We start from the raw sequence: 26,100 nt of genomic DNA on the forward strand, positions 1-26,100 counted from the left end.
AATGGCACACCCACCGCCCCGACGGCACCACCACCAGAGCGAGCGACGACGGCTACGTCCCCGGCACCAAGGACGCCGACAAGACCGACCTCGACACCGACGCCAAGGACCGCGCCGCACGCCCCGGTGACCGGGAGTCGCCGACTCACCAGGACATCGACTGGAAAGAGCCGAAGCACACCCGGTCGGAGGACGTCACCGTCGACCGGCGCGAGCCGTTCTACGACCCGCCACAACACGACCGACCGCTGGAGCCGAACACCCGCTACCAGATCCACGACGACACCGGCCACCGCACGACCGTCTACACCGACGGCGGCACGCCGCCCAGGATCACGCACGTCGACGCGCACACCCCGAACACCCGGATCGGCACGGACGCCAACCCTCTCGGCAACGCCGACGTGGTCCACCCCCGGCCGGACACGGACTACCGGGTGCACACGGGCGGCGACCCGTTCACCTTCCGCACCGACGCCGACGGCCGACCGCGGTTCGACCTGGACGACTTCGGCAGCCCCAAGGGCCCCGACTACGAACCCGGCGGCGCGAAGTACCGCACGGAGACGCTGGCGCACGACCCGAACCAGCGACCGTTCAGCGACCGCACCGACCTCGAGCCCGACTGCCGCTACGAGGTCACCCGCCGCACGCCCAACGGCGACGTCTGGCACGGCACGTTCTTCACCTCGCCGGAGCTGAAGGACGGGAAGTCCCAGTTCACCCACATCGAGACGTGGACGGACAAGAACCCCGAGCTGGGCAACAAGAACACGATGCGCGACCCCTACTCCCCCGAGCCGGTCGAGGCGCCCCGCGTCAACTCGACCCCCGACCCGGTCACGGGCCGGCGGGTGGAGGGCCTGCCGCTGGCGGAGACGCGGTTCCAGACCGGCACGACCGTCTACCACACCAACACCAACGGCGTGTCGTCGATCGCCTTCACCCCGGACTACGGCGGCACGCACGTGTCCCGCGACACCGACGTGCAGACGCCGTCCGGCAAGCACGGCGAGATGATCTACGGCGACCAGCGCCGCGGCGGCCACCTCCAGGACCACGCCTCCGGCGGCGGCAACGAGGCGATCAACCAGGTCTCGCAGCTCTACCGCGAGAACAACCTGCGCCGCCCGGCTTCCGACGCGGCGAGCCGGTACAAGGACAGCTGGGCCCAGATCGAGAAGGACCGCCGCGCGGCGGTGGACAAGGACGGCATCGTGGTCGAACGGGTCCGCGTCTTCTCGGGCGAAGCCAGTCAGGGCCGGGTGCCGGATCGGCTGTATGTTGTCGAGCAACGGCTGGACCCGAGCACCGGCAGGACGAGCTACCACTTCAGGAGTTCACCGAATGTCTGACCCGAACCCGCCGCATGCACAGCCGCCGACGCCGGCGGAGCGCGAGGCCGAGGTCAACCGGATCCTGCAGTGGGTCTGCGGTCGGCTGCTCGACCTCGCCCCGCCCGACGCGAAGCGGCTCGACCTGAAGGCCACCCTGGCGTCCACTGTGGAGGACTTCGTCTACACGACGATCCTCGCCGACGGCTCGGCGCAGCCGCAGGAGCTGCCGCGGGAGATCCACCCGGCCTTCGGCGACCTGCGCGTCCTGCTCTACGAGCCGGGCCAGGGCACCTGGTTCTCGGTGCGGCTCGTGGTGGACCCGCCGAGCACCTTCCGGGTGAACTTCAACTTCGACGTCGACCCGGTGTGGGACCCGCCGATCGGGCCCGAGGTGCTGGCCAAGGACCTGGAGGACTTCCCCAGGGCCGAGCTGCCCGCCTGGTTGCACGAGACCCTCACGGGTGAGAAGGCCCCCGCGCGCACCGGCGTCGACGCCGAGGAGCAGGGCCGCTACGCCAGGAGGATCGGCAACCAGCTGCTCCAGACGCTGCCGCCGGGCTGGGACTACGCCCAAGTGCAGTTCCGCGAGATCGGCGAGCACACCGAGACCAACGCCCTGGTGCACACGGTGGCGGGCGCGCTCGAACGCTGGTCGCCGCCGCGGGCCGTCGCCGAGCGGTTCCGCGAGCTGCGCGCGGCGACCCGGGCCGACGGCGCCTGGTACAGCGCCAAGTTCGAGATCCAGGCCACCGGCGAGCAGAAGCTCGAGATGAACCGCGCGGACGAGCCGACGTGGATCGCGCCGCCGCCGCCCGAGGCCTACCGGGAGGAGCTGCGGCTCTCCGGCGGCACGGAGGGCGTGCTGCCCGACTGGTTGCGGGCCAAGCTGGCGTAACGCCGGCCGGGGTGACCCTCAGCGCACGGACGTGGCGAACAGGTCGTCGAACACCCGCGCCCGGTCGAACGACAGGGCGTGCGCCCTGGCCCGGTCCGCCATGGACCGCCGCTCCTCGACCGACAGGTCCAGCACGGCGCGGTCGATCGCGGCGGCGAGTCCGGTCACGTCACCGGCTTCCACGATGATCGCCGTGCCGCCGACCGCCTCGCCGGTGCCGCCGGTGATCGTGGTGATCACCGGGCCGCCTCCCGCGAGCATCTTCTCGGTCAACGCGATGCCGAACGTCTCCACGAAGTCCGGCTCCGGCCTGGTCGGCAGCGCGTAGGCGGCGCAACCGCGCATCAGCAGCGGCTTCTCCTCGTCGTCCACGTCGGACAGCAGCACCACACGGTCGTCGCCTCGGGTGAGCGCCCGGACGTCCGCCAAGGCCGGGCCGTTCCCGGCGATCACGAGCTTCACCCGCGACCGAGCCCTCGACCGGGTGAACGCCGTCACCAGGTCGTGGACGCCCTTGGCCCGCGCCACCCGGGACAGGAACAGCACGTAGCCGTCACGGTGCAGGCCGCGCCGCGCGAGGGCGGCGTCGACCAGGGCCGGGTCGAGGTCGAGGTACGCGGACGTGTCGATCGGCGGGTAGCTGACCGCGACCCGCGCGCGGCACTCGTCGGCGAGCCGGGTGCCGCAGTGCGCGTCGACGGCCTCGGCGGCGGTCACGATCTCCTGCCGCGTGTACTCCGACACCGCGATCACCTGGTCGTTGGCCAGGAACGTGGTGAACAGCGCCACCGCCGCGCCGAACCGGCCCTCGCGCAGGCACGAGCGGATCACGTTGGTGACGTCCGAGCCGACCGCCTTCGCGATGGTGCGCACGTCGGGCGAGAAGCCGGCCGCGCGCGCCACCGCGACGGCCTCGCCCACGACCGCCGTGTGCGGCACCAGGTACATCGACAGGCACGTGGTCGGCACCGGTTCGGCGAGCAGCTCGACGAGGCGGCCGGTGAGCCCGGCCAGGTACCGGCCGTCGGGCACCCGGTAGTCGCCGACCGGCTCCGGCCGCTCCACCGTGATGCCCGCGCTGTAGGGCGTGATCCGGTCGAGCGGCTTGAGCGGCAGCCCGGCCGCCTGGAGCGCCGGCATCGGCCACGTCAGCAGCCGCACGTCGTCGAAGCCGCGGGTGAGGGCGACCTCGGCGAGGTTGCGCGCCTCCCCGGAGTGGCCGCAGATCACCGGGTCGGCGCGGACCACGATGACGAGGCGGCGGTTCGGCGTGGTCATGGGCGCGCTCCCGGCGTGGACGGGTCGGACGGTGCCGGCGGCCGGACCCGGCGGCCCCAGGCCGAGGGTTCCGGGCCGAGTTCGAGTTGCAGCCGCCCGCCCGCGTGCACGTCGACGGCGCTCAGGTGCGCCGCGTCCAGCGGCCTGCCGTCGAGCCGGGCGGACTGCACGTACTGCGGCGGCGGCACGCGTTCCAGCCCGTCGGAGCTGACCGGCGTCTCCCGGTGGCCCCTGGTCTCCACGACGAAGTCCCGGTCGCCGAGGTGGACGGTGGCGCGGGCGAACGCGGGCGCGTTGACCAGGAACAGGTTCTGCCCGGCGACCGGGAACAGCCCGAGCGAGGCCCAGACGTACCAGGAGCTGAGGCCGCCGGAGTCGTCGTTGCCCGGCAGCCCACCGGGACCGGTGCCGAACTGCCAGGTCAGCGCCGCGTGCACGATCTCGGCCGTGCGGTCGGGCCGGCCCGCGTAGTGGTAGGACCAAGGCGCTTCCATGTCGGGCTCGTTGTTGAGCCCCTCGAACCGGTTCAGCGCGTAGCCGACCGCCATCTCGGCCGGGTCGGGCCGCCTGCCGGGCTGCGTCACCGGCGGCGCGCCGAACCCGAAGAACGAGTCCAGCATCGCGACGAACGCGTCGTCCCCGCCGGCCAGCGCGATCCGCCCGGCCATGTCGTGCACGAGCCGGAACGAGTAGTTCCACTTGCCGCCCTCGTAGAACGACGAGTCGTGCAGCAGGCCCGTGGCCGGGTCGAACGCGTTGGTCCACAGCAGGCCGCGCGCGGCGAGGTCGTCGGCGAGGCGGTGGTCGTTCAACGCCCGCGCGACGCCCGCGGTGCAGTGGTAGGCGTAGGCCAGGTCGAGCGTGTGCGAGATCGGGTGCACGACGCCGTGCTCGTAGAAGTCCTCGCCGTACAGCCGGCGCAGGTCGGCTTCCATGTGCGCCAGCGCCCAGTTCCAGTCCAGGTCGCCGAGGCCCAGCGCGTGCGCGTCTGCCAACGCGGTGTGCACCAGCGCGCTCGCCTGCCGGAAGAACCGGTCCGCGCCCCGCGCCATCCGGTACCCGATCGGGAAGTTGCCCTCCTCCTCGCACACCCGGATGAGCGACTCCAGCAGGTCCACCGCCCGGTCCGGCACGATCGCCGCGAGCAGCGGCAGCTGCGTCTTGTAGATGTCCCACATCGTGCAGACGTCGAACGCGAACGGGCCGGACGTCGGCCAGAACGGGCTCTCGTCGTCGGCGAAGCACGGCTTGATCAGCGAGTGGTACAGGGCGGTGGCGAACACCTGCCGCCTGGCGGGCGACCCGCCCTCGACCTCGATCCGGCCCACGTGGTCGCGCCAGCGGTCGGTGGTGCGCGCCCGGATGACGTCGAACGCGGCCGGCTCCTGCCCGCACTCCCGGCGCAGGTTGGCCCTGGCCTGCTCGCAGCCGCGCAGGGAGAACCCGATCCGCACCTCGACGCTCTGCCCGGCGGCGGTCGGCCCGAGGAACAGCAGCCCGAACGGGCGCAGGGTGGTCTGCCGGATGCGGTCGAAGTCCAGCCGGGTGCCGCCCTCGATCAGCCTGCGGTCGTGCCAGAGCATCTGCCGCCACCCCGGCGAGTCGACCTCGACGTGGACCGACAGCGGCACGCCCTCCACCACGACCGTGCCCTGCGCCCGGCCGTGGCCGAGGCTCTCCACGTGGGCGCGCAGCGGCACCGTGCGGCCGTGGTCGATGGCCAGTCCGCCGCACGACAGGTCCACGACGATGCGCGCGCTGCGGTGCTCCGGGAACGTGTACCGGTGGACCGCGACCTTCTCGCCGACGGTGATCTCGCACCGGACGCCGGTGTCCAGCGTGGCCGCGTAGTACCCGGCCTCGGCGACCTCGTCGTCCAGCGGCCAGGCGTGACCGAGCGCGTCCAGCTGCTGCACCATCGGTGTCACCCGGACGTAGTTGTAGTACTTGCGGATGGCGCCGGTGCCGGACTGCTGGAAGTGGGTGAAGCCGGAGGCCAGCGACCGGTCGAACATCTCCTCCGGCAGGCCCTCGGTGTTCTTCGTGTACCGGCCGTAGCCGGTCGGGTAGGCGCCGGAGTAGGCGCAGGCGGACACCATGCCGAGCGGGGACGTCGCGCCCGGGTGGGTGTTGCCGATCTGCGCTTTCGGCCACCACCAAGTGGCCGCGAGACCCTGCGCCGGTGGCAGGGAGGTCGCGGCCGTTCCGATGAAGGGATCGATCTCGTTCAGGATGGCGAGACTGTAGGTCGCCGCCGGGCCGCCGGTGGTTTCGGCGACGTGAACTCGGTGGGAACGCCTGACCCCGTTCACCGGTCCGGGTTACCGGTCAAGGTCGGGAGGCGTCCGGCCCTGTTCACCGGTCCGGGTTACCGGGGTCGAGCCACGGCGGGCCCGGCGGACGCCAGGCCGGTTGTCGACGTGGCGTCGAGGTGGTTCAGCCGCGGTCGGCGTAGTCCGGGAGTCGGCGGGCGACGTCGTCCGGGCCGGGCATCCGGGCGATCTCCTCGGCGATCGCCCGCGCGGCTTCGGAGTGCCCGCCGGGCCGGGACAGGGTTCGGACGACGGAGGCGAGGGCTTCCGCGCTCACCTCGTCCGGCAGCAGGCGCACGCCGGCCCCGGCGGCGGTGACCGCGTCGGCGTTGGCGAACTGGTCCGCGCCCTGGGGCAGGATCAGCTGCGGCGCGCCGACGGCCAGCGCGCCGAGCGTGGTGCCGCTGCCGCCGTGGTGCACGACGACGTCCACGTACGGCAGCAGGTCGGCTTGCGGCACCCACTTGTGCACGGTGACGTTGTCCGGCACGTCGCCGAGCTCCTCCGGGCGCACGCGACCGGTCGCGACCACGACGCGGGCGTCCAGCGCGGCCAGGGCGTCGATGGCCGTGGTCAACAACTCCGGTGTGCCGAAGGCGGTGCCGAGCGTCAGGTAGACCAACGGCCGCGACGTGCGGTGCCCGTCCCAGGCGGGCAGCGCGCCGGGTTCGGAGTACGCGACGGGACGCAGCTCGATCCGCTCCTCGCCCGCCAGGAAGTCCTTGTCCTGCAAGGAAGGCGGGCAGATGTCGACGTGCGGCCGCCCGGGGGCGCTCTTCGCGGGCGACTCCAGGCCGATCCCGTCGGGGAACATGCGGCCGAAACCGTGCCACAGGCCCGGGATCCCGGCCCGGCGCGCGGCGATCGCCGCACCCGGCACGCCCCACCCGTGCACCACGAGGTCGGGCCGCAGGCGCGCCAGCTCCGGCTCCAGGTCTTCGGCGTACATCTCGTAGAACGCGTCCGCGGGGCGGAACGGCCGCAGCCCGTTCGCGGCCAACGGCGCGTGCACCTCCTCGCCGGCGGCGAAGTGGACTTCGTGCCCGGCTTCGCGGGCGGCGATCGCCAGCGGGATCAGCGGATAGGTGTGCCCCACCGACGCGAGGCCGGCAAACAGTACGCGCATGGCTGCGAACCTACGCTTCCCTCACGCGGTCGCCCACGGGCAGGCGGTTCCTCACGCGGTCGCCCACGGGTCGACGGGCACCACGTCGGTGATCCGCCCGGTCTCGTCGAGCAGGCACCCCATCCGCTTCACCGCGCGCAACGTCACCGCGCGGTCGGTGAGGGTGAGCGCGGGCAGTCGCCTGGCGAGTTCGGCTTCCAGGCGTTGGACGTCGCCGAGCGAGCGCAGCCACAACGTCATCACGAGGTTGTCCGCACCGGTGACGGCCGCGCACAGCCGGACCTCCGGCAGCTCGGTCAACGCGGACGCGGTCCGGTCCAGCTCGTCCGGTGGCACCCTGGCCCAGAACGTCGCGGCGATCGGCCACCCCGTGACGGGTTGCGCGACCTCGCACCGCAGTGACAGCAGCCTGCCGTCGACCATCTCGTTGAGCCACCGGCGCACGGTCGACCCGCTGCGGCCGGTGCGGGTCGCGATCTCGGCGGCCGGCCTGCGCCCGTCGTCCAACGCCCGCAGCACTTCCCGGTGGTGCGGCTTCCAGACCGCGCGGCTCCCGCTCGGCCTGCCCGGCACGGCCCGCGCGCGCCGCTGGGGTTCGAGCGCGCCGAGCCGCCAGTGGTTGCCCTCGCCGTAGACGGTGGTGACGGTGTGCGTGCGCGTCCGCCGCAACCCCGGCAGCGCGTGCAGCCGGTGCAGCACGAGGTGCGACAGGGTGGCGAGGTCGGGGGTCAGCAGGGTCAGGAACAGGTCGCGCCCGCTGCTGATGATCGAGATCGAGACGACCTGCGGGATGCGGGACAGGACCTCGACGGCGTGCGCGCGGGACGTCGGCTCGATGTCGACCTCGATGAACGCGTTGCAGTGGTCCGCGGCCCACAGCCGCACTTCGGGGTAGGCGGTGACGCGCGCGAAACCCGTGTCGGCCAGCACTTGCCACCGCCGGGCCGCGGTGACCGGGTCGATGCCGAGCGAGCGCCCGACCTCGTGCCAGGTCGCCCGCGGCGCGGCTTGCAGGGCGTGGACGAGCCGGAGGTCGGTCTCGTCGGGTGTGAACGAATCCTGCACTGGAGGCCATCCCGGTGAGCGATCTTGACAATTCGAGGGCCGAGAGTGGCACCCGACGTGATCCTCGGCAAGTGCCCCGCCACCGACCCGAGGAGCGATCAGCCATGTCGGCGAGCCAGAACGCGGCCCTGATGGATCACTTGGTGCGACTGCGACGGCAGTTGCACGCCGAGCCCGAGATCGGCCTGGACCTCCCGCGCACGCAGGAGAAGGTGCTCGCCGCGCTCGACGGCCTGCCGCTGGAGCTGACGCCGGGGCGGTCGTTGACGTCGGTGACCGGCGTGCTGCGCGGCGCGCGGCCGGGACCGGTGGTGCTGCTGCGCGCCGACATGGACGCGTTGCCCGTGCAGGAGCGCACCGGGCTGGACTACGCGTCCCGTGTGGACGGTGCGATGCACGCGTGCGGCCACGACATGCACACCGCGATGCTGGTCGGCGCCGCGCACCTGCTCGCCGCCCGCCGGGACGAGTTGGCCGGTGACGTCGTCTTCATGTTCCAGCCCGGCGAGGAGGGGTGGGACGGGTCGGCCGCGATGATCGCCGAGGGCGTCTTGGACGCCGCGGGCCGCCGGCCGGACGCCGCCTACGCGTTGCACGTGTTCGGCGCGGGCGTGCCGCACGGCGTGTTCTCGGCCCGTCCGGGCACCACGATGGCGGCTTCCGACGCGCTGGACGTCACCGTGGTCGGCGCGGGCGGGCACGGCGCCCGGCCGCACCGCGCGCAGGACCCGATCCCGGTGGCGTGCGAGATCGTCACGGCGTTGCAGGCGATGGTCACCCGTCAGGCCGACGTCTTCGACCCCGCGGTGGTGACCGTGGGGTCGTTCCACGCCGGGAGCAGGCGCAACGTCATCCCCGACACCGCGCGGTTCGAGGCGACCGTGCGCACGTTCTCCGCGCCGGCGAGGGCCAGGATCAAGGACGCCGCTGTCACGTTGGCGCGGTCGATCGCGCGGGCGCACGGCCTGCGCGCCGAGGTGGACTACCGCGACGGCTACCCGATGACCGTCAACGACGCGCGGGAGGCCGCGTTCGTCGCCAACACCATCGCCGACGTCTTCGTCGGGCGCTTCCGGCAGCTGGCGAACCCGATGCCGGGAGCCGAGGACTTCTCCCGCGTGCTGCAAGAGGTCCCCGGCGCGTTCATCCCGTTCGGCGCGGGCGACGGCACCGACAACCACTCCCCTCTCGTCCGGTTCGACGACGCGCTGCTGCCCGACGGCGCCACCGTCCTGGCCGAACTCGCGCTGCGCCGCAGCGGCCGGTGAGACCCGTCAGGCGGCCAGTTCGCCCGCGGTCGGCACGCGGCCCAGGTCGGTGGACAGCTTGAAGACCATCGCCTCGCTGATCTGGGTGGTGATCAGGGTCGGCCCGCCGGGGTCCAGGCGACCGTTGGCGGCGTAGTGGCGCAGGACCGTGGTGGTGAACGTGCCGCCCCTGGGGTCGAACGGTCAGCACGGCGAGCGCGGCGGCGTGGACGGCCCGCACCAACGCCTCGCCACGCCGTCGTTCCGGCGCCTTGGCAGCCGCTTTCTCCATGGCGTTGCGCCGCGCGGACCGCACCGGTCCGGCCGAATGGTTGCTGCGCCGGCTCACCTACGGCCGCAGGGGTTTCGAAAACATTCGATAAGCATTGCCCGGCGCGGTGGCGCACACCCATCGTGGGACGCCATCGCATCGTCGGAAGGGGCCCTCGAAGTGCGAAAACTCTTATCCGCGTCCTTGATCGCCGCGTCCTTGGCCGCAGCGGGCCCGCTGCCGCCGGTCGCCGCCGCCACGCCCGCCACGCCCGCCACCACCCTCGCCAACACCCTGGCCGCGGCCGCCGAGCGCAGCGGCCGGTACTTCGGCGCGGGCGTGCAGGGGTACAAGCTGTCCGACCCCGCGTACGCGGGCATCCTGGACCGCGAGTTCGCCGTGGTCACGCCCGAGAACGAGATGAAGCTCGACGCCACCGAGCCGCAGCAGGGCCGGTTCTCCTTCGCCCCGGCCGACCGGGTCGTGGACCACGCCGTGCGGCAGGGCAAGCGGGTGCGCGGCCACACGTTGCTCTGGCACTCGGGGCAGCCGTCCTGGCTGGTGAACCTGTCGGGCGCGGCGTTGCGGCAGGCGATGCTCAACCACGTCACGCAGGTGGTGGCGTACTACCGGGGCCGGATCCACTCGTGGGACGTGGTCAACGAGGCGTTCGCCGACGGCACGTCCGGCGCGCGGCGCGACTCCAACTTCCAGCGCACCGGCGACGACTGGATCGAGGCGGCGTTCCACGCGGCCCGGGCGGCCGATCCCGGCGCGAAGCTCTGCTACAACGACTACAACACCGAGAACTGGGCCCACGCCAAGACCCAGGCCGTGTACCGGATGGTGCGCGACTTCCGGGCGCGTGGCGTGCCGATCGACTGCGTCGGCCTCCAGTCGCACTTCACCGCCAACCACCCGGTGCCCGCCGACTTCGCCGGCACCATCCGCAACTTCGCCGCGCTCGGCGTGGACGTGCAGCTGACCGAGCTGGACATCGAGGGTTCCGGCGCCACCCAGGCGGAGAACTACCGCCGTGCGGTCACGGCCTGCCTGGCGGTGAGCCGGTGCACCGGCATCACGGTGTGGGGCATCCGCGACAGCGACTCGTGGCGAGCGTCGAGCACCCCGCTGCTGTTCGACCCCACCGGCGCGCGCAAGCCCGCTTACACCGCCGTGCTGGACGCCCTCAACGGCGCACCGTGCCACTGAAAACGCCCGGTCGGGGCCGTCCACCGGTAGCGGGGCATTCAATAACCGCGGGATGACCCACGGCCGAATGACATCACCACCGCACCGACGCGATCGTCGGACGGGTCACCACCACCAATTTTCGACCCGCGACCGTTCCGGTGCATTCGGAATCCCGCACCCCGACCGGGAAGTACCGGTACCGGAGATCGCCGACGGATGGTGGACGGCACGATTCGGCCACTCGGACCAGGGCGTTGGCACCCGATGACGGCTGAGCTGTGCCGGATGCAATCTACACCGGTCACCCGGCGCTTCGCCGCCGGTCGCGCGCAATTACCCCGAGAACACCTATTCGGCTGTCCGAATAGGTGTATCCGCCCGTCCGGCCAAGCTCACCCGAATGACCGATCCGAGCCTTTCTCGAATCGTTTGGAATAGCACTCCCCGGTCTTGTCGGTCCCCGATCAATCTGCTTGAGTTCGCGCCGCAAGCCCGACTCCGAACTAATGAGGGAGGATGCCATGGACTTGACTTTCGAGGTCGAGGACCTGGTCCTGGACGAACTGGCCGTGACCACCATCGCCGACACGACGCTCGTGGACGGCGACCCGGTCGCCTCCACGGCCTGCTCGTGCTGCTCGTCGAAGCCGCACGTCAACCCGGCGGGCAAGTAGCCGGTCCGGTGAGCTGACGCGCTCGCCACGACGGACCGTTCGTGGCCGCACGTCGACGTCCCACGTCGGGGGCGTCGGTCCCGGCGCCCCCGACCACCCTCCTGCGGAGGTAGCGCGCATGGCCGGTGTGATCACCACCGAGTTGGCGCCGTACGCGTTGGTCCGCGTGGCGGCGTTGCCCCACCCCGAGCCACCGCCGGGCGCGGCGGGCTTCCGGAGGGCGATGGCCGCCGCGGTCGCGGCGCACTCCCGACTCCGGGAGCTGGCGCCGCAGGTGGCCGACGCGTTGCACGACAGCGCGAGCGACCACCCGGCCGAGTTCCACCGCCGGGTCGTGCTGCCGCTGCGGCGCGACGTGCACAACGCACGCTCGCCCCGGACCGCGCTGCTGGCCGGGTTGGGCACGTTGCCCGAGCGGGTCCCGCCGCTGGCGCGCTGGCTCGACGAACGCGCCGCGCTCGACGCCGCCACCGAGGTGGCGCTGGACGCGTGGCCGCACGCGCTGGCCGCCGAACGCGCCGTGCTGGCGCGGGTGTGCCAGGCCGAGCCGGTGCGGCTGGCCGGGGTGCTGACCGGCGCCGACCTGCTGCACGGCCTGACCCGCGCGGCGGCCGGCGGCGGCGCGCCCGACCGCAAGGCCCGCAAGGTCGAGGCGACGGTGCTGCGCTACGCCTTGCGCGCCACGTCCAAGACCAGCCCGCTGTCCTGGTACACCCAGGTCGGCTGGGGTTCCTGGGGCGACGGGCCCTGGCCGCGGGCGCGACCGGTGGCGCACACCGAGCCGAACCGCCTCCTGCTGACCCGGTTGGTGGCCGCCTTCCGCGACCGGCCGCACCGACTCGCACCCGGATTGCGCGAACACGACGGCCACGTGGTGTTCCGCCGCGACACCCTGATCGCTCCCCCGCCCGACGCCCCGCCGTCGCGGATCGACGTCACGCGCGAGGAGCAGGTGGACATGGCGGCGACGGGGCCGCTGCGGTTCCTGGTGGCCGCGGTGCGGGACGCCGGACCCGGCGGGGTCGTGCCGGCCGAACTGGTCGAGGCGCTGGCCGCCAGGCTGGCCACGCCCGAGGCGGCCACCGCCGCCCGCGCCTACGTCGACCGGGTGCTCGACATCGGCCTGCTGGTGCCGGTGGAGCCGGTGCACCCGCAGGACCCGGACGCGCCGGCCGCGATCGCCGCGTGGTTGCGCGAGCAGGGCGCGCCCGACGTGGCCGACCGGCTGACGCGGCTGGTGACCGCCACCGCCGCCTTCGCCACCGCCGACCCGCCCGCGAGGGCCGTCGCCACCGCCGAGCTCACCGCGGGCTGGCGCGACCTCGGCGAACGGGTCGGCGTCGACCTGTCCGGGATCGCACCGGTGCTGGAGGACGTCCTGCTCCCGGAGCCGGTCCGGGTGCCCGCCACCGGCGCCGAGGCGCTGACCCGGCTCACCCCGCTGCTGGTCCTGTTCGACCAGCAGGTGCTGGTGCGCAGGCTGGTGCGCAACCGGTTCGTCGACGCGGTCGGTCCCGGCGGCACGGCCTCCCTGGCGGAGTGCGCGGTCTTCCTGTCGGGCGTCTCGCCGGACGACGCGAACACCGCAGGGTCCGCGCGTGACCCCGGGGTCGTCTCGCTGATGGAGTCCCGCGCGAAGATCGCGGCGGCGGCGCGCGCGGACGGCGTGCTGTCCGACGACCTGGTGCACGAGGCCGCCCACCACGTGCCGGACTGGCTGCGCCGCCCCGGTTCGTACGCGTTCTTCGGCCAGCCGACACCGGACGGGCGACTGGTCGTCAACCACGTCTACCCCGGCTTCGGCCGGTTCCTGAGCCGGTTCCTGCGGCGGTTGCCCGGCGCGGCGGACGCGGTGGCCGCGCAGCTGCGGCGAGCGCTCGGCGAGCGGTTCGCGCAGTTCCGGCCGCTGCACGGGTTCAACGCCAACCTGCACCCGCTGCTGGGCGCCCACGAGGTCGGCGAGGACGCCCGGTGGGTCGACCTGCCCGCGGACGAGCTCCAGGTCCGGCACGACCGGCGGACCGACGAGGTCAGGGTCGTGCACCGGGGCGAGCCGCTGGACGTGGTGTACCTGGGATTCCTGCTGCCGGCGCTGATGCCCGACCGGCACCTCCCGCTGCACGCCGACCTGGCGTGCGGCTGGGTGGACCTCGACGCGCTGCGGTCGAGCGAAGGCGACGGCGAGGTGGTGCGGCGCGGAGGGCTGCGCTACCGGGACGTGGTGCTGGCCCGCCGCACCTGGGACTTCCCCGCGCCCCCGGAACTGGGCGTCGACGAGGCGGTCGCACCGGCGGTGGCCCGGCTGCGCGCTCGGCACGGGCTGCCGGAGCACGTGTTCGTGGACGCCCGCGCCAGGGCCGTGTCCGCTGATCCTTTGGAACGCATGATGGTCCCGACCAAGCCGCAGTACGTCGACTTCGGCAACGCCCTGCACCTGCGCTGCCTGCCCCGCCTGCTGGCCCGGTTCCCCGACGGCGTCGAGCTGACCGAGGCGTTGCCCGTGCCGGGCGCGCAGTCACCCGGCGGCCGGGTGCTCGAAGTGATCGCGGAGACGTACTGGGGGATCTCGTGAGCGGGGAGCTGGTGCGGCTGCGCCCGATCGTGCACGCCAGTCCGACGGACACCGGCCTGCACGTGCGGGGGTGGGCGACCGCCTTCACCGTCCGCGGCGGCAAGGGCCTGTGGACGGTCTGGCAGAAGCTGGCCGGGCCGTTGACCGCGGGGGTGGCGCCGGAGCGGCTGACCGTGCCCGACCAGGCGCCGCCGGCCGTGGCGGCGGCCCTGAAGATGATCATCGACCAGCTGCGCGAGCACGACCTGCTGGTCCGGGTGCCCGCCTCCTGGGACGCCGACGGTCCGCCCGAGCACGTCGCGCGGTGGCTGGAATCGGTGGCGGAACGGCCCGCGCCGGCGTGGGACGCGTTGCGCGCGAGCACGGTGGTCGTCACCGGGTCCGGCGCGGTGGCCGCGGCGGCGCGCCGGGCGTTGACGGCCACGGGGTTGGTGGTCGGGCCGGTCGAGCCGGGGCCGGACCTGCTGCTGGTGTGCGGTGCCCACGTCGTCGCCGCCCGGTGCGCGGCGGACGTGGGGTTCGTCGTCGCGCCCGGTGCGCGCGGCGACGTGCTGGCCGACGCGGAGGCCGTCGCCCACCGCCTGGCCGGGTCGGCGGGTGAGGTGCCGGAGGTGCTGGCGGCGTTGGTCGGGTCGGCCGCGGCGCACCGGTTGGTGTGCGCGGTCGCCGGGCTGCCCGACCCGGCGCACGAGGTGGTGGACGCTCCCTCCGACGCGCCACCACGGGATCCGGCGCACCAGTCGGTGTTCGTCGCGCGGCTGGACCCCTTGCGGGCGGACTACCACCCGTGGCTGTCGGCGGTGCGCCCCACGCCTCCCGCCGGGCGGATCGCCGACGTGCTGGGCGACCCCGAGCTCGGGCCGGTGCCCGCCCCGGACACCGGTGACCTGCCCCAGGTCCCGGTGAAGCTGGCCGTCTCGGGCGCTGTCGTCGGCTACGGCACGACCGAGCGGTCCGCCCGCCTGGACGCCGTGGTCCGCGCCGCGCACCGGCTGGCGCCCGACAACGCCGTGGTGGGCGCGGATCCCGTCCACGCGCTCGGTCTCGCGCTGCGCACCGCCGCCCGGTCCCTGCCGGGCTCCCCGGTCGACCCGGACGAGTGGCAGACCGACCCGACCGCGCGGCGGTGGTGGAAGGCGGTGGTGCTGCGGTTCGCACTGCCCGCCGAGGTGGCGGTGGACCGGCTCGGCGACGGGGTGGTGCGGGCGGTCGTCCGCGCGGGTGGCGCGGAGCTGTCCTGGGCGGTCGAGGCGACCGCCGCCGACGCCGTGGCGTTCGCGGCGATGGCGGTGGCGGGCCGTGCGCAGGCCGGAGGGTCGGAGCCGGTGGTGCTCTCCGGCGCGTTCCCCGTGGAGGAACCGAGCACGGCGGACGTCCCGTGGACCGACCGGTCCTGGCACTGGCCGCACGGGCTGCGTGACGCGGAAGACGCGTTGCAGCGCCGGTTGGCGGAACTGTCGGGCGGCGCGGAGGTCAAGCCGGTGGCGTTGGGCCCGGTCCTGCACGCGGCCGGTCTGGCGGCGTTCGCGGTGCCGGAGGTGAGCCGGTGAACGTGGTGTCGTTGACCGCGTACACGATCGGCGACCTGCGGCGCGTCGGCGCGGACGGCGCGGTGCTGCCGATCCGGTACGACGGCGCGGTGACGTTGGTGGGTCCGGTCGTCGGAGGCGGTCCTGGGGTGTGCCTCGGCTGCGCGGAGGACATCCGGCTGGCCGCGCAGGGTGCCGCTGTGCCGCGTCGTGACGAGGGCGTGCGGTTGGGTGGCGTGCCCTCCCCGGTGCACGGCCCGCTGGTGGACGCGTTGACCGAACTCGTGCTGGCCGACCCGGACGCCTACCGCGACCGCGTGCTGGCCGTCCGCACGGACCTGGGCGCGGTGACCGAGCACCGGGTGCGGCCCCGTCCCGAGGGCTGCCCGGTGTGCGGGCCGCTGCCCGACGACACCGCCGAAGCCGCGGTCGTGGTCCGCGAACCCGTGCCCGTGCCGCCGGGGGCGCTGCGCGGTCCGAACCCGCTCACCGGTGGCGACGCCGTGCGCGACGCGCTGGTCGACCGGCGGCACGGACCGGTCGACCGGCTGTCCCGCGTCGGCGACGCGCCGCTGCCCGCGGTGAGCGCGCGGATCGTGGGCGACGACGGACCGCAAGCCGGTTTCGGTCGGACGGCCACGTTCGGCGAGTCCGAGCGGGTGGCGTTGTTCGAGGCGGTGGAACGGCTCGCCGGGATGCGTCCCCGGCGCACCCGGACCGTGCTGGAGGCGTCGTTCGCCGACCTGGGTCCGGACCGCGCGGTCGAGCCGACCCGCTTCGGGCTGCCGGACTTCCCGTCGCCGGGCGTGGTGCCCTACACCCCGGAGGTCCGCACGCGCTGGGTGCACGGGTGGTCCTACTCGCGCGGGACCACCGTGGCGGTGCCCGAGCACGTCGTCTACTGGGGCGGCACACCCGGGCCGCGGTTCGTGAACGAGACGTCCAACGGGTGCGGCACCGGCAACAGCCTCACCGAAGCCGTGCTGCACGGGCTGTTCGAGGTCGCCGAGCGGGACGCGTTCCTGATGGCGTGGTACCAGCGGACGCCGTTGCGCGGCGTCGTGGTGCGCGACGGGCTCGCGCTGCACCTGTCCGACCGGCTCGAACAGCTCGGCTACCGGCTGGAGTGCTACGACGCGACCAACGACCTGGCGGTGCCCGCGGTGCTCGCCCTGGCCCGGCACACCGGTGACGGGCCGTCCCCGCGGGCGTTCTTCGCGGCGGGCGCCGGGGTGGACCCGGACGCCGCGGTGCGGTCCGCGGTGGTGGAGGTGGCGGTGGACGTCGAGTCGGCCGCCCGGCGCGCCCACGCCGACCCGGAGGAGTACGACCGGGACCGGCTGCTGCGGATGCTGCGCGAACCGGACCTGATCCGCACGATGGAGGACCACGTGACGGTCAACGGCCTGCCCGAAGCCGCCGACCGCTACGACTTCCTGCGACCTGGCGACCCGGTGGCGCCGGCCGCGCCCGACGTGCCGCGGCACGACCTGGACGCGTTGCTGGAGCACTACGTGACCGCGTGGGCGGCGTTGGACCTGGAGGTGATCGCGGTGGACCTGACCGACCCGGTGGTGCGCGACGACCTCGGCCTGCACACGGCGAAGGTCGTCGTGCCGGGCACCCTGCCGATGACGTTCGGCGAGCGCGACCGCCGCACCCACGGCATACCGCGCCTGCGCCCGACCGGCCCCCTGCTACCCCACCCGTTCCCGTGACCGCCGCCGACGCCCCGAGCGCCGACCCGGTGCCGGCGGCCACCCCACCGACCACTCGCACCTCACCGCCCACCACCGACTCCGCGCCCGCTGCCCAAACGCCACCCGCTCCCACCGCGCCACCCGCCACCCACACGCCGACCACCGCCACCGCTCCGATCGCCGCCACCACACCGCCTAGCGCCCACGCGCCCACCGGCGCCAACACCTCTCCCGAGGCGCCACCCGCCGGCACACCGGCCGCCGCCGACGCGCTCGCTGCCGCGTACCGGCACGGCCCCGGTCGGGCGATCACCTCGGTTCCGCAACCGAACCCAACGCCTCCCCCGCCCGGACCGCGGGTGGCGTTGACCGGGCTGGCCCGTTTCGGCCGGTTCGGAGCGGCGTTGGCGCACCTGTTGACCGACGTGGCCACGCCGCAGCGGTGGGAGCCGTGGAACCCCTACAACGACCACCGGGCGTACCCGTCCGCCAGGTCGGCGTTCGCGGTGGACGTCACGCTGGTCGTGGACGGTCGGTCGTGGCTGCTGGACCCGGCTCGCCGGGCGCTCGTCGGCGGCGCGCCCGAACGGCTCGGCACGTGCGCCCGGCTCGACCTCGTGCGCCGTCCCGAGCGCTTCTCCGCCGGGTACGGCGACTTCACCGACGTGCTGGTGGAACTGGAACTCGGGCACCTGCTCGCCGCCCTGGCCGACCACGCGGCACGGCTGGGGCTGCGGGCACACTTGGCCGGCGAGGGCGTCGTGGTGTGCTCGGATCACGAGACCGGCGCACGGGTGCGACCGCCGGTCCGCAGTTCCGGGATGGGGCCGCGCGGAGTCGCCGCCGATCCACGACCGCTTCCCGCCTCGGCGTTCCACGCGGTCGTCGCCGCCGTGCCACGCCTCCCGCACCTCCGGCACCGGTTGGGGGTGCACAACGTCGAGGGCGTGCCGGACGGCTGGTACGACCCCGATCGGCTGGTCACGGCGGGACCGGTGGTGGCGCGGCTCAGGGATGCCTTCAGGCACCCGCCGGAGGTAGTGGACATCGGCAGCGCGAACCTGGCCCTGGTGATCACCGGCGATCCGGCGGCGGCGATCGCCGACACCGGGCCCGACGGCTACCGGGCACTGCTGCGCGCGGCCGGTTCCGCCGCCCAGCGCGTCTGCGCGACCGCGGCGGAGGCGGGCCTGTTCTGCCGCCCGTTGCGCAGCCTGCACGACGAGGAGTTGGAGGCGCTGGTGCGGGCGCCTGCCGGGCACAGCGTCCTCTACCTGCTCGTGGCGGGCCGGCCGCGGGCCACGGGGTTCACCTACGACCTCAGCCCGTTGGAGGAGCTGCCGTGACGTGGACCGCGCTGCACGTGCGGCTGTCGTGGCGGGTCGAGCACGTCGACGCGTTCATCGCCGACGTGCTCGCGCCCGCGATGGCCGAGCACCGGGCCGCCGGCCGGATCGCCGACTGGTTCTTCCTTCGCTACTGGCGGACCGGCCCGCACCTGCGCGTGCGGCTGCGTGACGCCGCCGGGCACTCGGACGCGATCGCCGAGGAATTGCGCGCCTTGGTCGCGGCGGCGGGCCACCCCGAGGTGGAGGTGGACCCGGACAGCTACCACGCCGCCCTCGGCACGACGGGCGAGGACCTGCTGCCGCACGGCGACGTGCGCGAGGCGCCGTACGAACCGGAGGTGGAGCGCTACGGCGGGCCGGCCGCGATGCCGATCGCCGAGGAGGTCTTCTGCCGCAGCACGGACGTCGCGGTCGCGGTGCTGCGCGCGGCCCGCGCACCGCGCGCCAAGCTCAGCGCCGCGGTGGAACTGGTGATGGCCACGACGTCCGCGTTGGGACTGGACCGCCCGGCGGCGGCCTCGTGGCTGCGCACGCTGGCCGCGTCCTGGCGGATGGGCCGCGAACCGGCTCCCGCGCCGAGGATGTCCTCCCACTCGGCCGCACACCGGTTGCACGCCACCGGAGCGGCGCGGTTGAGCGCCCGGTGGGACCGCGTCGACTCCGCACCGACCGGGGCGGTGGCGTACTGGATGCGGCAGGTGCGCGCCGACCTGCCGCAGCACGTGTGGGGGTCCCAGCTCCACATGCTGCTCAACCGCCTGGGCATCGGTCCCGACGAGGAGCGCACGATCTGCTGGCTGGTCGCGGCCACCGCGCTCGCTCCGACGGGCGTCGCCCGGTTCCACGCCGACGGCGCCGACGCGCCGGACCGCCGGTACCTGGAGGCGAGCAAGTACCGCCCGGACGTCGACGAGCAGCGACCGCGCAAGGACAGCTCCCACGACCGACCCGCGCTCCAACCGTGGCAACAGGCGGTGCGGCTGCCGGAACCACCCGACACCCCGGCGTCGCTGCGGCAGGTCCTGCGCGACCGGCGCACCGGCCGGGGCGACGCGCTGCGGGGACCGCTGGACGCCGCGCGGTTGGCGGCGCTGCTGTGGACCGCGCACGGCCGGTTGCCCGACGGCAGGCGTCCGCACCCCAGCGCCGGCGCCCGCTACACCGCGCGGCTGCGGCTGGCGGCGTGGTCCGTGGACGGCCTGGAGCCGGGTCTCTACGACGTGGACGAGGGCGACCGGCGATTGGTGGCGGTGGCGCCCGCGCCGAGGGTCGAGGACGTGGAGCGCACGTCGAGCTGGTTCGGTCCGGGCGCCGCTCTCACCGGGGGCGTGGACATCGCCACCGCACCGGCGCTGCTCGGGCTCTACGCGCGGATCGGCGACCTGCGCCGCGACTACGGGCTGCGGGCCGTGCGGTTGGGGTTCGCCGAGGCCGGTCACCTGGCGCAGAACCTGGCCCTGGTCGCGGCCGGCCTGTCGTTGTCCCTGGGGCTGCTCGGCGGGTTCTACGACGACCTCGCGCACGACGTGTTCCTGCTGGACGGCGTGGACGACACGTTGGTCTACCTGCTGCCGGTCGGGGCCTCCTGAGGTCGGAGGCGCCCGGAACCGGAAGCGGGTCACACCCTCAGGTCACGGCTTGGGCGCGAGGGTGATGAACCGCCGTTGCCACAGCGCCAGGATCTCGGCGCGCGCCTCGTCGGTCAGCTCGCCCGCAAGCGAGGCGATCGTGGCCTTGCCGTCGACGGCGGCCAGCAGGTCGAACACGGCCGGTGACACGGTCGTCGACGGGCCGAACGAGTAGTTCAGGTAGATCTCGCCGCTCACCTCGTCGCCCGGCTGCCAGTCCTTGCGCAGCCGGGTGTCCGGGCGGAACGCGGGCACCAGGTCGTCCAGCGCCCGCACCACCGGTTCCCGTCGCCGGACCAGGAAGTCCTCGACCACCAGCACGTCGATCTCCGTGGTCAGGTAGCAGGTCAGCGCGTCGTGCACGGACTGCACGATCGGCTCGGCGTTGTTGTTGAACGACGTGTTGAGCAGCACGGGGGTGCCGGTGAGCTCGCCGAACCGGGCGATCAGCCGGTGGAAGCGGGCATTGGCCTCCGGCGTGACCACCTGGACCCGCGCGGTGCCGTCGACGTGGGTCACCGCGCCCAGCTCGGCCCGGCGGTCCTCGTGGACGTGCACCACGAACGACATGAACCCGTGGTCCGCGGCGGTGCCGGTGAGGTCGAAGTAGGTGGCCGCGTCCTCCCGCGTGACGGCGGGGGCGAACGGCCGGAAGCCCTCCCGCTTCTTCACCATCGCGTTGATCCGGTCCCGGTTCTCCACCGGGCGGGCGTCGGCCAGGATGCTCCGGTTGCCCAGCGCGCGCGGCCCGAACTCCGAGCGCCCGTGCGCCCAGCCGACCACCGCGCCGCCCGCGAGCAGTTCCGCGGTCGCGTCGACGATGTCCGCGGGCCGCTCGACGTCCACGATCCCGCTCCACGCCGACAGCTGCCGCTCGACCTCCTCCGGCGTGCCGAGGTCGGGCCCGAGGCTCGAGTGGGTCATTCGGGCGATGCGGGTGGGCGGCGCGCCGAGGTGCTGGGCGGCGACGATGGCCGCGCCCTCCGCCGAGCCCGCGTCGTTGGACGACGGGTGGACGAAGACCTCCTCGAACAGGCCCGAGCGCAGGATCACCCCGTTGAGGCTGCTGTTGTGCGCGACGCCGCCGGTGAAGCACAGCCTCTTCGCGCCGGTCTGCCGGGCCCAGTGCGTGATCACGTGCATGGCCACGGTCTCCAGCATCTCCTGGAGCCCGGCGGCGAAGTCCTTGTGCTCCTGCGTCACCGGCTCGCCCGCGGTCCGGGACGGGTACCCGACCGCGAGGAACGGCGCCACGGTCGGGTTGATGTCCGGCAGGCCGGGGATCAGTTCGTAGCCGCCGTCGGGCAGCAGCGCGTAGAGGCCGCGGAACTGCTCCCGGTAGGTCGCCGGGTCGCCGTACGGGGCCAGTCCCATGACCTTGTACTCGTCGCCGAAGCCGTAGCCGACGTGGCCGATCGCGTCCTGGTAGAACAGGCCGAGCGAGTGCGGGACCGAGTAGGACCGCAGTTCCCGCATCTCGCCGTCCCCGGCGGCGAAGACCGTGGCGGAGGCGTCCTCGCCGCGGCCGTCCATGACCACGACCAGCGCGTCCGACATGCCCGACCGGGCGAACGAGGACCACGCGTGCGCGAGGTGGTGCCGCGAGAACACCACCCGGTCCGGGGCGAGGTCCCAGTCGAACCGGGTGCGCAGCCGGTCCAGGAGGAGGTCGACGCCGGAGCTGATCGGGTAGACGGGCGCCGACACCTGGTAGTTCCGCAGCCCCTGGTCGAGGAGCTCCTGGCTGAAGTAGTAGCCGACGGCGTCGACGTCCTGCGGTCGGACGCCGGCCAGGTCGAGGCAGGCGCGGACGGCCCCGGTCGGGAACCTGTTCGTCTTCTTGATCCGGTTGTACCGCTCCTCCTCGACCGCGGCGACGAGCTCGCCGTCGGCCACCAGGCAGGCGGCGGCGTCGTGCATGTAGCTCCGGAACAGGTCCGGTAACAGGTCGAAGTGTCCACTGATGCCCAACGTCAGCATGGCTCTCCCACTCCACTCGCGAGGTTCGGTGCTACTCGTCGTACGGTCGGGCTACCGGCCCAGCAGCTTCTCCAACGCCGCCGCGGCCGCGGGCGCCCCACCGCTGGAGCGGACGACCTCGCCCATCTCCGCCACGGCCGCCCGGTTGGCCGACGCCGCGGCCACCGCCGCGCGCAGCCCGGCCGGCGTCTGGTCCTCCAACGTGACCCCGAGGCCCAGTTCGGCGGCCCGTGCGGCGATGGCCCGCTGCTCCGGGATCTGGGGCACGGTCACGAACGGCACGTCGTGGTACAGCGACTCCATGATCGAGTTCATGCCCGCGTGGCTGAGGAACACCGAGGCGTGCCGCAGCACGGCCACCTGCGGCACGCGCCGGTGCGCCGAGACGTTCGCGGGCAGCGGTCCGAGCCGGGCGGGGTCCAGGTCGCCGATCGACATCACGACCTCCCACGGCTCGTCGGCGAACGCCTCGACGCACGCCCGGTAGAACTCGGGCCGCGAGTTGAACACCGTGCCGAGCGAGATCAGCAGCACCGGCGAGTCGGACTTCGGGGACCACTCCTCGGCTTCCTGCCAACTGCCCAGCGACGGCCCCACGAAGTGGAACCGGTCGTCGAACGTCTCGGCGGACAGCTGGAACGAGCGCGGCACGAACACCACGTTCATCGGCGCGACGTGGCCGAACATCAGGTTCGGGTCGTCCAGGAAGCTGAAGCCGGAGGCGAACTTCGCCATCCGCCCGATCGCCGCGACCAGCTGCGGGTGCTGGTGGTCGAACGACGGCGGCAGGTACACCTGCGTCGCCGAGAACCGCTCGTTCTCCGCGAACGTCGGCACCAGCGCCACCTCGGGCACGCCGAGCAGGTTGGCGAGCATCCGCCCGGTGAAGGTCACCGAGTCGTAGCAGACCACGTCCGGCCGGTCGGTCTCGAAGTGCGCGGCCAGCACCGGGAACGACACCTCGGCGTCGTCCAGGAAGTACTCCAGGGTCACGGCCAGCTGTTCGGCGGTGAACTCGCCGCGCGCGTCCAGGTCCGGCGGCAGCTCCGACGGCAGCACGACCGGCGTCGCGCCCGCCCTCGCCGCGCCGTCGGCGGTGGCGGGCCCGGTGGCGTAGCTGACCCGGTGCCCGCGCCGGACCAGCTCCTGCACCAGCGGCAGGGTGGGGTTGACGTGCCCGGCCGCGGGCGCGCTGACAAAGGCGATGTGCGCCATCAGATCTCGGCGAGGGAGCGCGCCGCGCCGACCGCGGGGTGCTTCGCCGACACCGTGCGGGACCAGTCGTTCCCGCTCTCACCGGACATCCTCGCCACCTCCCCTCCGTAAGCAGGCTTGTCGTAGCTCGTGATCGGCCGAGTCCACCGCGTGCCGGGCGGGGTGTGCGACCCTGCGCCGCGCCACCCGGAGCCCGGCGCCCGGCTCGGCAAGCCGTCCCGGACGTGGGCGGGGTCGACCTCAGTCCTCCTCCAGCACCACGGGCAACGCCTTGTGCCCGTTGGTGAAGAACGAGCCCAACGGTTCCAGCTCCGCGGGCGGTACGGCCAGCCGAAGGTTCGGGAACCGCTCGAACAGCGCCCGCAACGCCACCGTGGCCTCCATCCGCGCCAACGGCGAGCCGAGGCAGAAGTGCACGCCGTGGCCGAACGCGAGGTGGTCGCGCCGGGACGGCCGGGTGATGTCGAACGCCTCGGCGTCCTCGCCGTGCCGCGCCGGGTCGCGGCCGGCCGCGCCGAACGACACCAGGATCGCGTCGCCCGCGGCGATCCGCACGCCGTCGACTTCCACGTCCCGCACCGCGTACCGCAGCGGGAGGTTCGGCACCGGCGCCTGCCAGCGCAGCGTCTCGTCCACCACGTCGTCCCAGGTGCTCGTCCCGGCCGTGACGAGGTCGAGCTGGGACGGGTGCGCGGCCAGCCCGTGCACGGCGTTGTCGAGCAGGTTGACCGTGGTCTCGAAGCCCGCGCTGATGGTCAGCAGCAAGGTGTCCAGCAGCTCCTGCTCGCTGAGCCGGCCGCCGTCCTCCCCCTGCGCCGCGATCAGGTCGGTGGTCATGTCGTCACCGGGGTTCGCGCGCTTCTCCGCGACGAGGCCCTTCAGCAGCATGTACAGCTCGGCGGACGCGCCCTGCACGCCGTCCGGGTCGGCGTCGAGGCTGAACACCGCCTCCACCAGGCGGCGCAGGTCGCCACCGGTCCGCTCGGACAGCCCGAACAGGCCGCTGATCACCCGGATCGGCAGCTGGAACGCGAACTCCGCGCGCAGGTCCACGACCTCGCCGCGCGGCACGGCGGCCAGGCGGTCGATCAGGTCGGCGGTGATCTCCTCGACGCGCGGGCGCATGGCGTCGATGCGGCGCGCGGTGAACGCCTTGGCCACCAGCTTGCGCAGCCGGGCGTGGTCCTCGCCGTAGGCGGTGAACATGTTCTTCATCGCCACCCACATGATCAACGGCCAGTCGGGCGGGATCTCGCCGTTGCGCCACGCGGGCCAGTGCCGGTTGGCGTCCTTGGAGACGGCCGGGTCCAGCAGCACGGCTTTGACGGCCTCGTGGCCGGTCACCGCCCACGCGCCGATGCCGCCGGGCAGCTCGACCGGCGTGGTGTGACCGCGTTCGCGCAGGGTGGCCGCCTCGCCGAAGATGTCGCTCCCGGACGGGTCGATGGTGTACCGCTCGACCGGTGGGAGCTCGACCGACTGCGTCACGAACGTCGTGTCGCGCGTGGGCGGCTCGGTGACCTCCAGGAGCGCGGCGGTGAACCGGGAGCCCATGCCCAGGCCGATCACCATGATCGTGTCGCCGGGCTCGAGGCCGCCGTCGTTGAGCAGGTGGTCGACGCCGAGCAGCTGGTCGCACGGCCCGACGTGGCCGAGTTCGCGCAGGAACGGCCAGGTGGTGCGGTCCAGGTCGATGCCGAGCGGTTCCAACACCACGACCTGCAGCTGCGCCAGCCCCAGGCCCGTGATGACGAACCGGGTGATGTCGGCGATCGCCACGTTGGCTTCCTTGGCGGCCTGCTCGACCGCGTTGACCAGCGCCTCGCTCATCAGGGTCAGGTAGGGCGCGAGGCCGGTGACCTCGATGGGCGTGCGGTTGCGGTGCCCGAGCGGGTCGGGGATGGACGGGGTGGCCAGGACCTCCATCTGGGTGGCGGAGCTGTTGGCGGTGGCGACCAGGCGTGCCCGGCCGCCGTCGCGGGTGAGCACGGCGGACGCGGCGCCGTCGGCCAGGAAGATGCCGACGGTGGGCTGCCAGCGCTCCCAGCGCGGCGGCAGGAACCGGGCGGTCGCGGTGACCAGGGTGGCGGTGGCGGACCGGTCGGCCACCAGGTGGGCGGCGGCGGCCTGGAGCGCGGCCGACCCGCCGTTGCTGGTCGCCTCCACCTCGAACACCAGGGCGTGGCCGAGGCCGAGGACGCGCTGGAGGTGGCACGAGGACGCCATGTGGTCCTGGTGGTCCATCTGCGCGTAGGCGGCCATCGCGATGTCGGCGCCGGTCAGCCCGGACTGGCGCAGGGCGCCGATCGCCGCCCGCACCGCCATGGCGTGCTCGGTCAGGTCGTCGGACCGGGTGAACGAGGTGAAGTCGGACAGCGCGAGCAGCCGCCGCATGGTGTCGGTGTCGGGCACGGCGTCCGTCGCCTGCGTGCGCGGCGGCAGGTAGTGCCCGGTGCCGCCGATGAACACGTCATCCCAGATCATGGACGTCCCTTTCCCTGAGTTCGGACAACCCGGCGCCGTACCCGCGGAAGTCCGTGAGCCAGCTGCTGATCGCCAGCGCGGTGGAGGCGGAGTGCTGTTCCAGCACGGAGAAGTGGGGGGGGGGGGGGGCGGCGCCCGCCGCGGGGGTGTTCCAACCCCCCCCCCGGTGCGGCCGCGGGGCCTATTCCCGCGGGGGCCGGGGGGGGCCCCCCCGCCCCCCCCCCGCCGTGCAGCACCACCGCCG

General features: G+C 73.7%; 16 protein-coding genes and 1 pseudogene. 10 read left to right on the plus strand and 7 right to left on the minus strand.

Annotation, left to right across the window (positions count from 1 at the left end; translation table 11 throughout):
* Positions 1-1,355 (plus strand): annotated as a pseudogene (locus tag AB0I91_RS42030) (hypothetical protein); the annotation flags it as partial.
* Positions 1,348-2,232 carry a hypothetical protein gene (locus AB0I91_RS42035; RefSeq protein WP_499641850.1) on the plus strand — a complete coding sequence of 295 codons (885 nt, stop codon included), beginning with the start codon at positions 1,348-1,350 and terminating at the stop codon, positions 2,230-2,232. The pseudogene AB0I91_RS42030 and the gene AB0I91_RS42035, both read left to right, overlap by 8 nt.
* A gap of 18 nt (positions 2,233-2,250) precedes the next feature.
* On the opposite strand, the gene AB0I91_RS42040 is transcribed toward AB0I91_RS42035, so the two are convergent.
* The 4 genes from AB0I91_RS42040 to AB0I91_RS42055 form a co-directional block, all read right to left on the minus strand.
* Positions 2,251-3,510, minus strand: a complete 1,260-nt coding sequence (locus tag AB0I91_RS42040) for a glycosyltransferase (RefSeq protein WP_499618331.1) — start codon at positions 3,508-3,510, stop codon at positions 2,251-2,253.
* Positions 3,507-5,822 carry a glycoside hydrolase domain-containing protein gene (locus tag AB0I91_RS42045; protein WP_499641852.1) on the minus strand — a complete coding sequence of 772 codons (2,316 nt, stop codon included), beginning with the start codon at positions 5,820-5,822 and terminating at the stop codon, positions 3,507-3,509. The genes AB0I91_RS42040 and AB0I91_RS42045 overlap by 4 nt, the downstream gene beginning before the upstream one ends.
* Positions 5,823-5,946: 124 nt before the next feature.
* Positions 5,947-6,948 (minus strand): glycosyltransferase, encoded by a 1,002-nt coding sequence (locus AB0I91_RS42050; RefSeq protein WP_498780049.1) that lies wholly within the window; start codon positions 6,946-6,948, stop codon positions 5,947-5,949.
* A gap of 51 nt (positions 6,949-6,999) precedes the next feature.
* Complete coding sequence (locus tag AB0I91_RS42055) at positions 7,000-8,013, minus strand: Lrp/AsnC family transcriptional regulator (protein ID WP_498780051.1); 1,014 nt, start codon at positions 8,011-8,013, stop codon at positions 7,000-7,002.
* A 104-nt stretch (positions 8,014-8,117) separates the two neighbouring features.
* Here AB0I91_RS42055 and AB0I91_RS42060 point away from each other — a divergent pair, with 104 nt between their 5' ends.
* From AB0I91_RS42060 to AB0I91_RS42095, 8 genes are all read left to right on the plus strand, one after another.
* Positions 8,118-9,281, plus strand: a complete 1,164-nt coding sequence (locus tag AB0I91_RS42060) for a M20 metallopeptidase family protein (protein ID WP_499641853.1) — start codon at positions 8,118-8,120, stop codon at positions 9,279-9,281.
* A gap of 430 nt (positions 9,282-9,711) precedes the next feature.
* On the plus strand, positions 9,712-10,743 hold the full coding sequence (locus tag AB0I91_RS42065; protein WP_498780055.1) for a glycoside hydrolase family 10 protein: 1,032 nt from the start codon (positions 9,712-9,714) through the stop codon (positions 10,741-10,743).
* Between the two features lie 503 nt (positions 10,744-11,246).
* Positions 11,247-11,399: a thiazolylpeptide-type bacteriocin gene (locus AB0I91_RS42070; RefSeq protein ID WP_498780057.1), complete on the plus strand. Its 153-nt coding sequence runs from the start codon at positions 11,247-11,249 to the stop codon at positions 11,397-11,399.
* Positions 11,400-11,517: 118 nt separating this feature from the next.
* Positions 11,518-13,971, plus strand: coding sequence for a lantibiotic dehydratase (locus AB0I91_RS42075; protein WP_499641855.1), 2,454 nt, complete (start codon positions 11,518-11,520; stop codon positions 13,969-13,971).
* Positions 13,968-15,521, plus strand: coding sequence for a hypothetical protein (locus AB0I91_RS42080; protein WP_499641856.1), 1,554 nt, complete (start codon positions 13,968-13,970; stop codon positions 15,519-15,521). The genes AB0I91_RS42075 and AB0I91_RS42080 overlap by 4 nt, the downstream gene beginning before the upstream one ends.
* Positions 15,518-17,218, plus strand: a complete 1,701-nt coding sequence (locus tag AB0I91_RS42085; protein ID WP_499641858.1) for a TOMM precursor leader peptide-binding protein — start codon at positions 15,518-15,520, stop codon at positions 17,216-17,218. The genes AB0I91_RS42080 and AB0I91_RS42085 overlap by 4 nt, the downstream gene beginning before the upstream one ends.
* Positions 17,219-17,559: 341 nt before the next feature.
* Positions 17,560-18,546: a nitroreductase family protein gene (locus tag AB0I91_RS42090; protein WP_499641859.1), complete on the plus strand. Its 987-nt coding sequence runs from the start codon at positions 17,560-17,562 to the stop codon at positions 18,544-18,546.
* Positions 18,543-20,138 (plus strand): thiopeptide-type bacteriocin biosynthesis protein, encoded by a 1,596-nt coding sequence (locus tag AB0I91_RS42095; RefSeq protein ID WP_499641861.1) that lies wholly within the window; start codon positions 18,543-18,545, stop codon positions 20,136-20,138. Before AB0I91_RS42090 ends, AB0I91_RS42095 begins: the two co-directional genes overlap by 4 nt.
* Before the next feature lie 42 nt (positions 20,139-20,180).
* Here the strand turns inward: AB0I91_RS42095 and AB0I91_RS42100 are convergent, their stop codons facing one another.
* From AB0I91_RS42100 to AB0I91_RS42110, 3 genes are all read right to left on the minus strand, one after another.
* Positions 20,181-22,157: a carbamoyltransferase family protein gene (locus AB0I91_RS42100; RefSeq protein WP_499641863.1), complete on the minus strand. Its 1,977-nt coding sequence runs from the start codon at positions 22,155-22,157 to the stop codon at positions 20,181-20,183.
* A 51-nt stretch (positions 22,158-22,208) separates the two neighbouring features.
* Positions 22,209-23,372 (minus strand): macrolide family glycosyltransferase, encoded by a 1,164-nt coding sequence (locus AB0I91_RS42105; protein WP_499618345.1) that lies wholly within the window; start codon positions 23,370-23,372, stop codon positions 22,209-22,211.
* Positions 23,373-23,612: 240 nt separating this feature from the next.
* The gene (locus tag AB0I91_RS42110) at positions 23,613-25,856 is read right to left on the minus strand and encodes a cytochrome P450 (protein WP_499641865.1); all 2,244 of its coding nucleotides are present in this window, start codon (positions 25,854-25,856) and stop codon (positions 23,613-23,615) included.
* Between the last annotated feature and the right edge of the window lie 244 nt (positions 25,857-26,100).

The sequence above is a fragment of the Actinosynnema sp. NPDC049800 genome (assembly GCF_040656635.1).
Classification (GTDB): domain Bacteria; phylum Actinomycetota; class Actinomycetes; order Mycobacteriales; family Pseudonocardiaceae; genus Actinosynnema.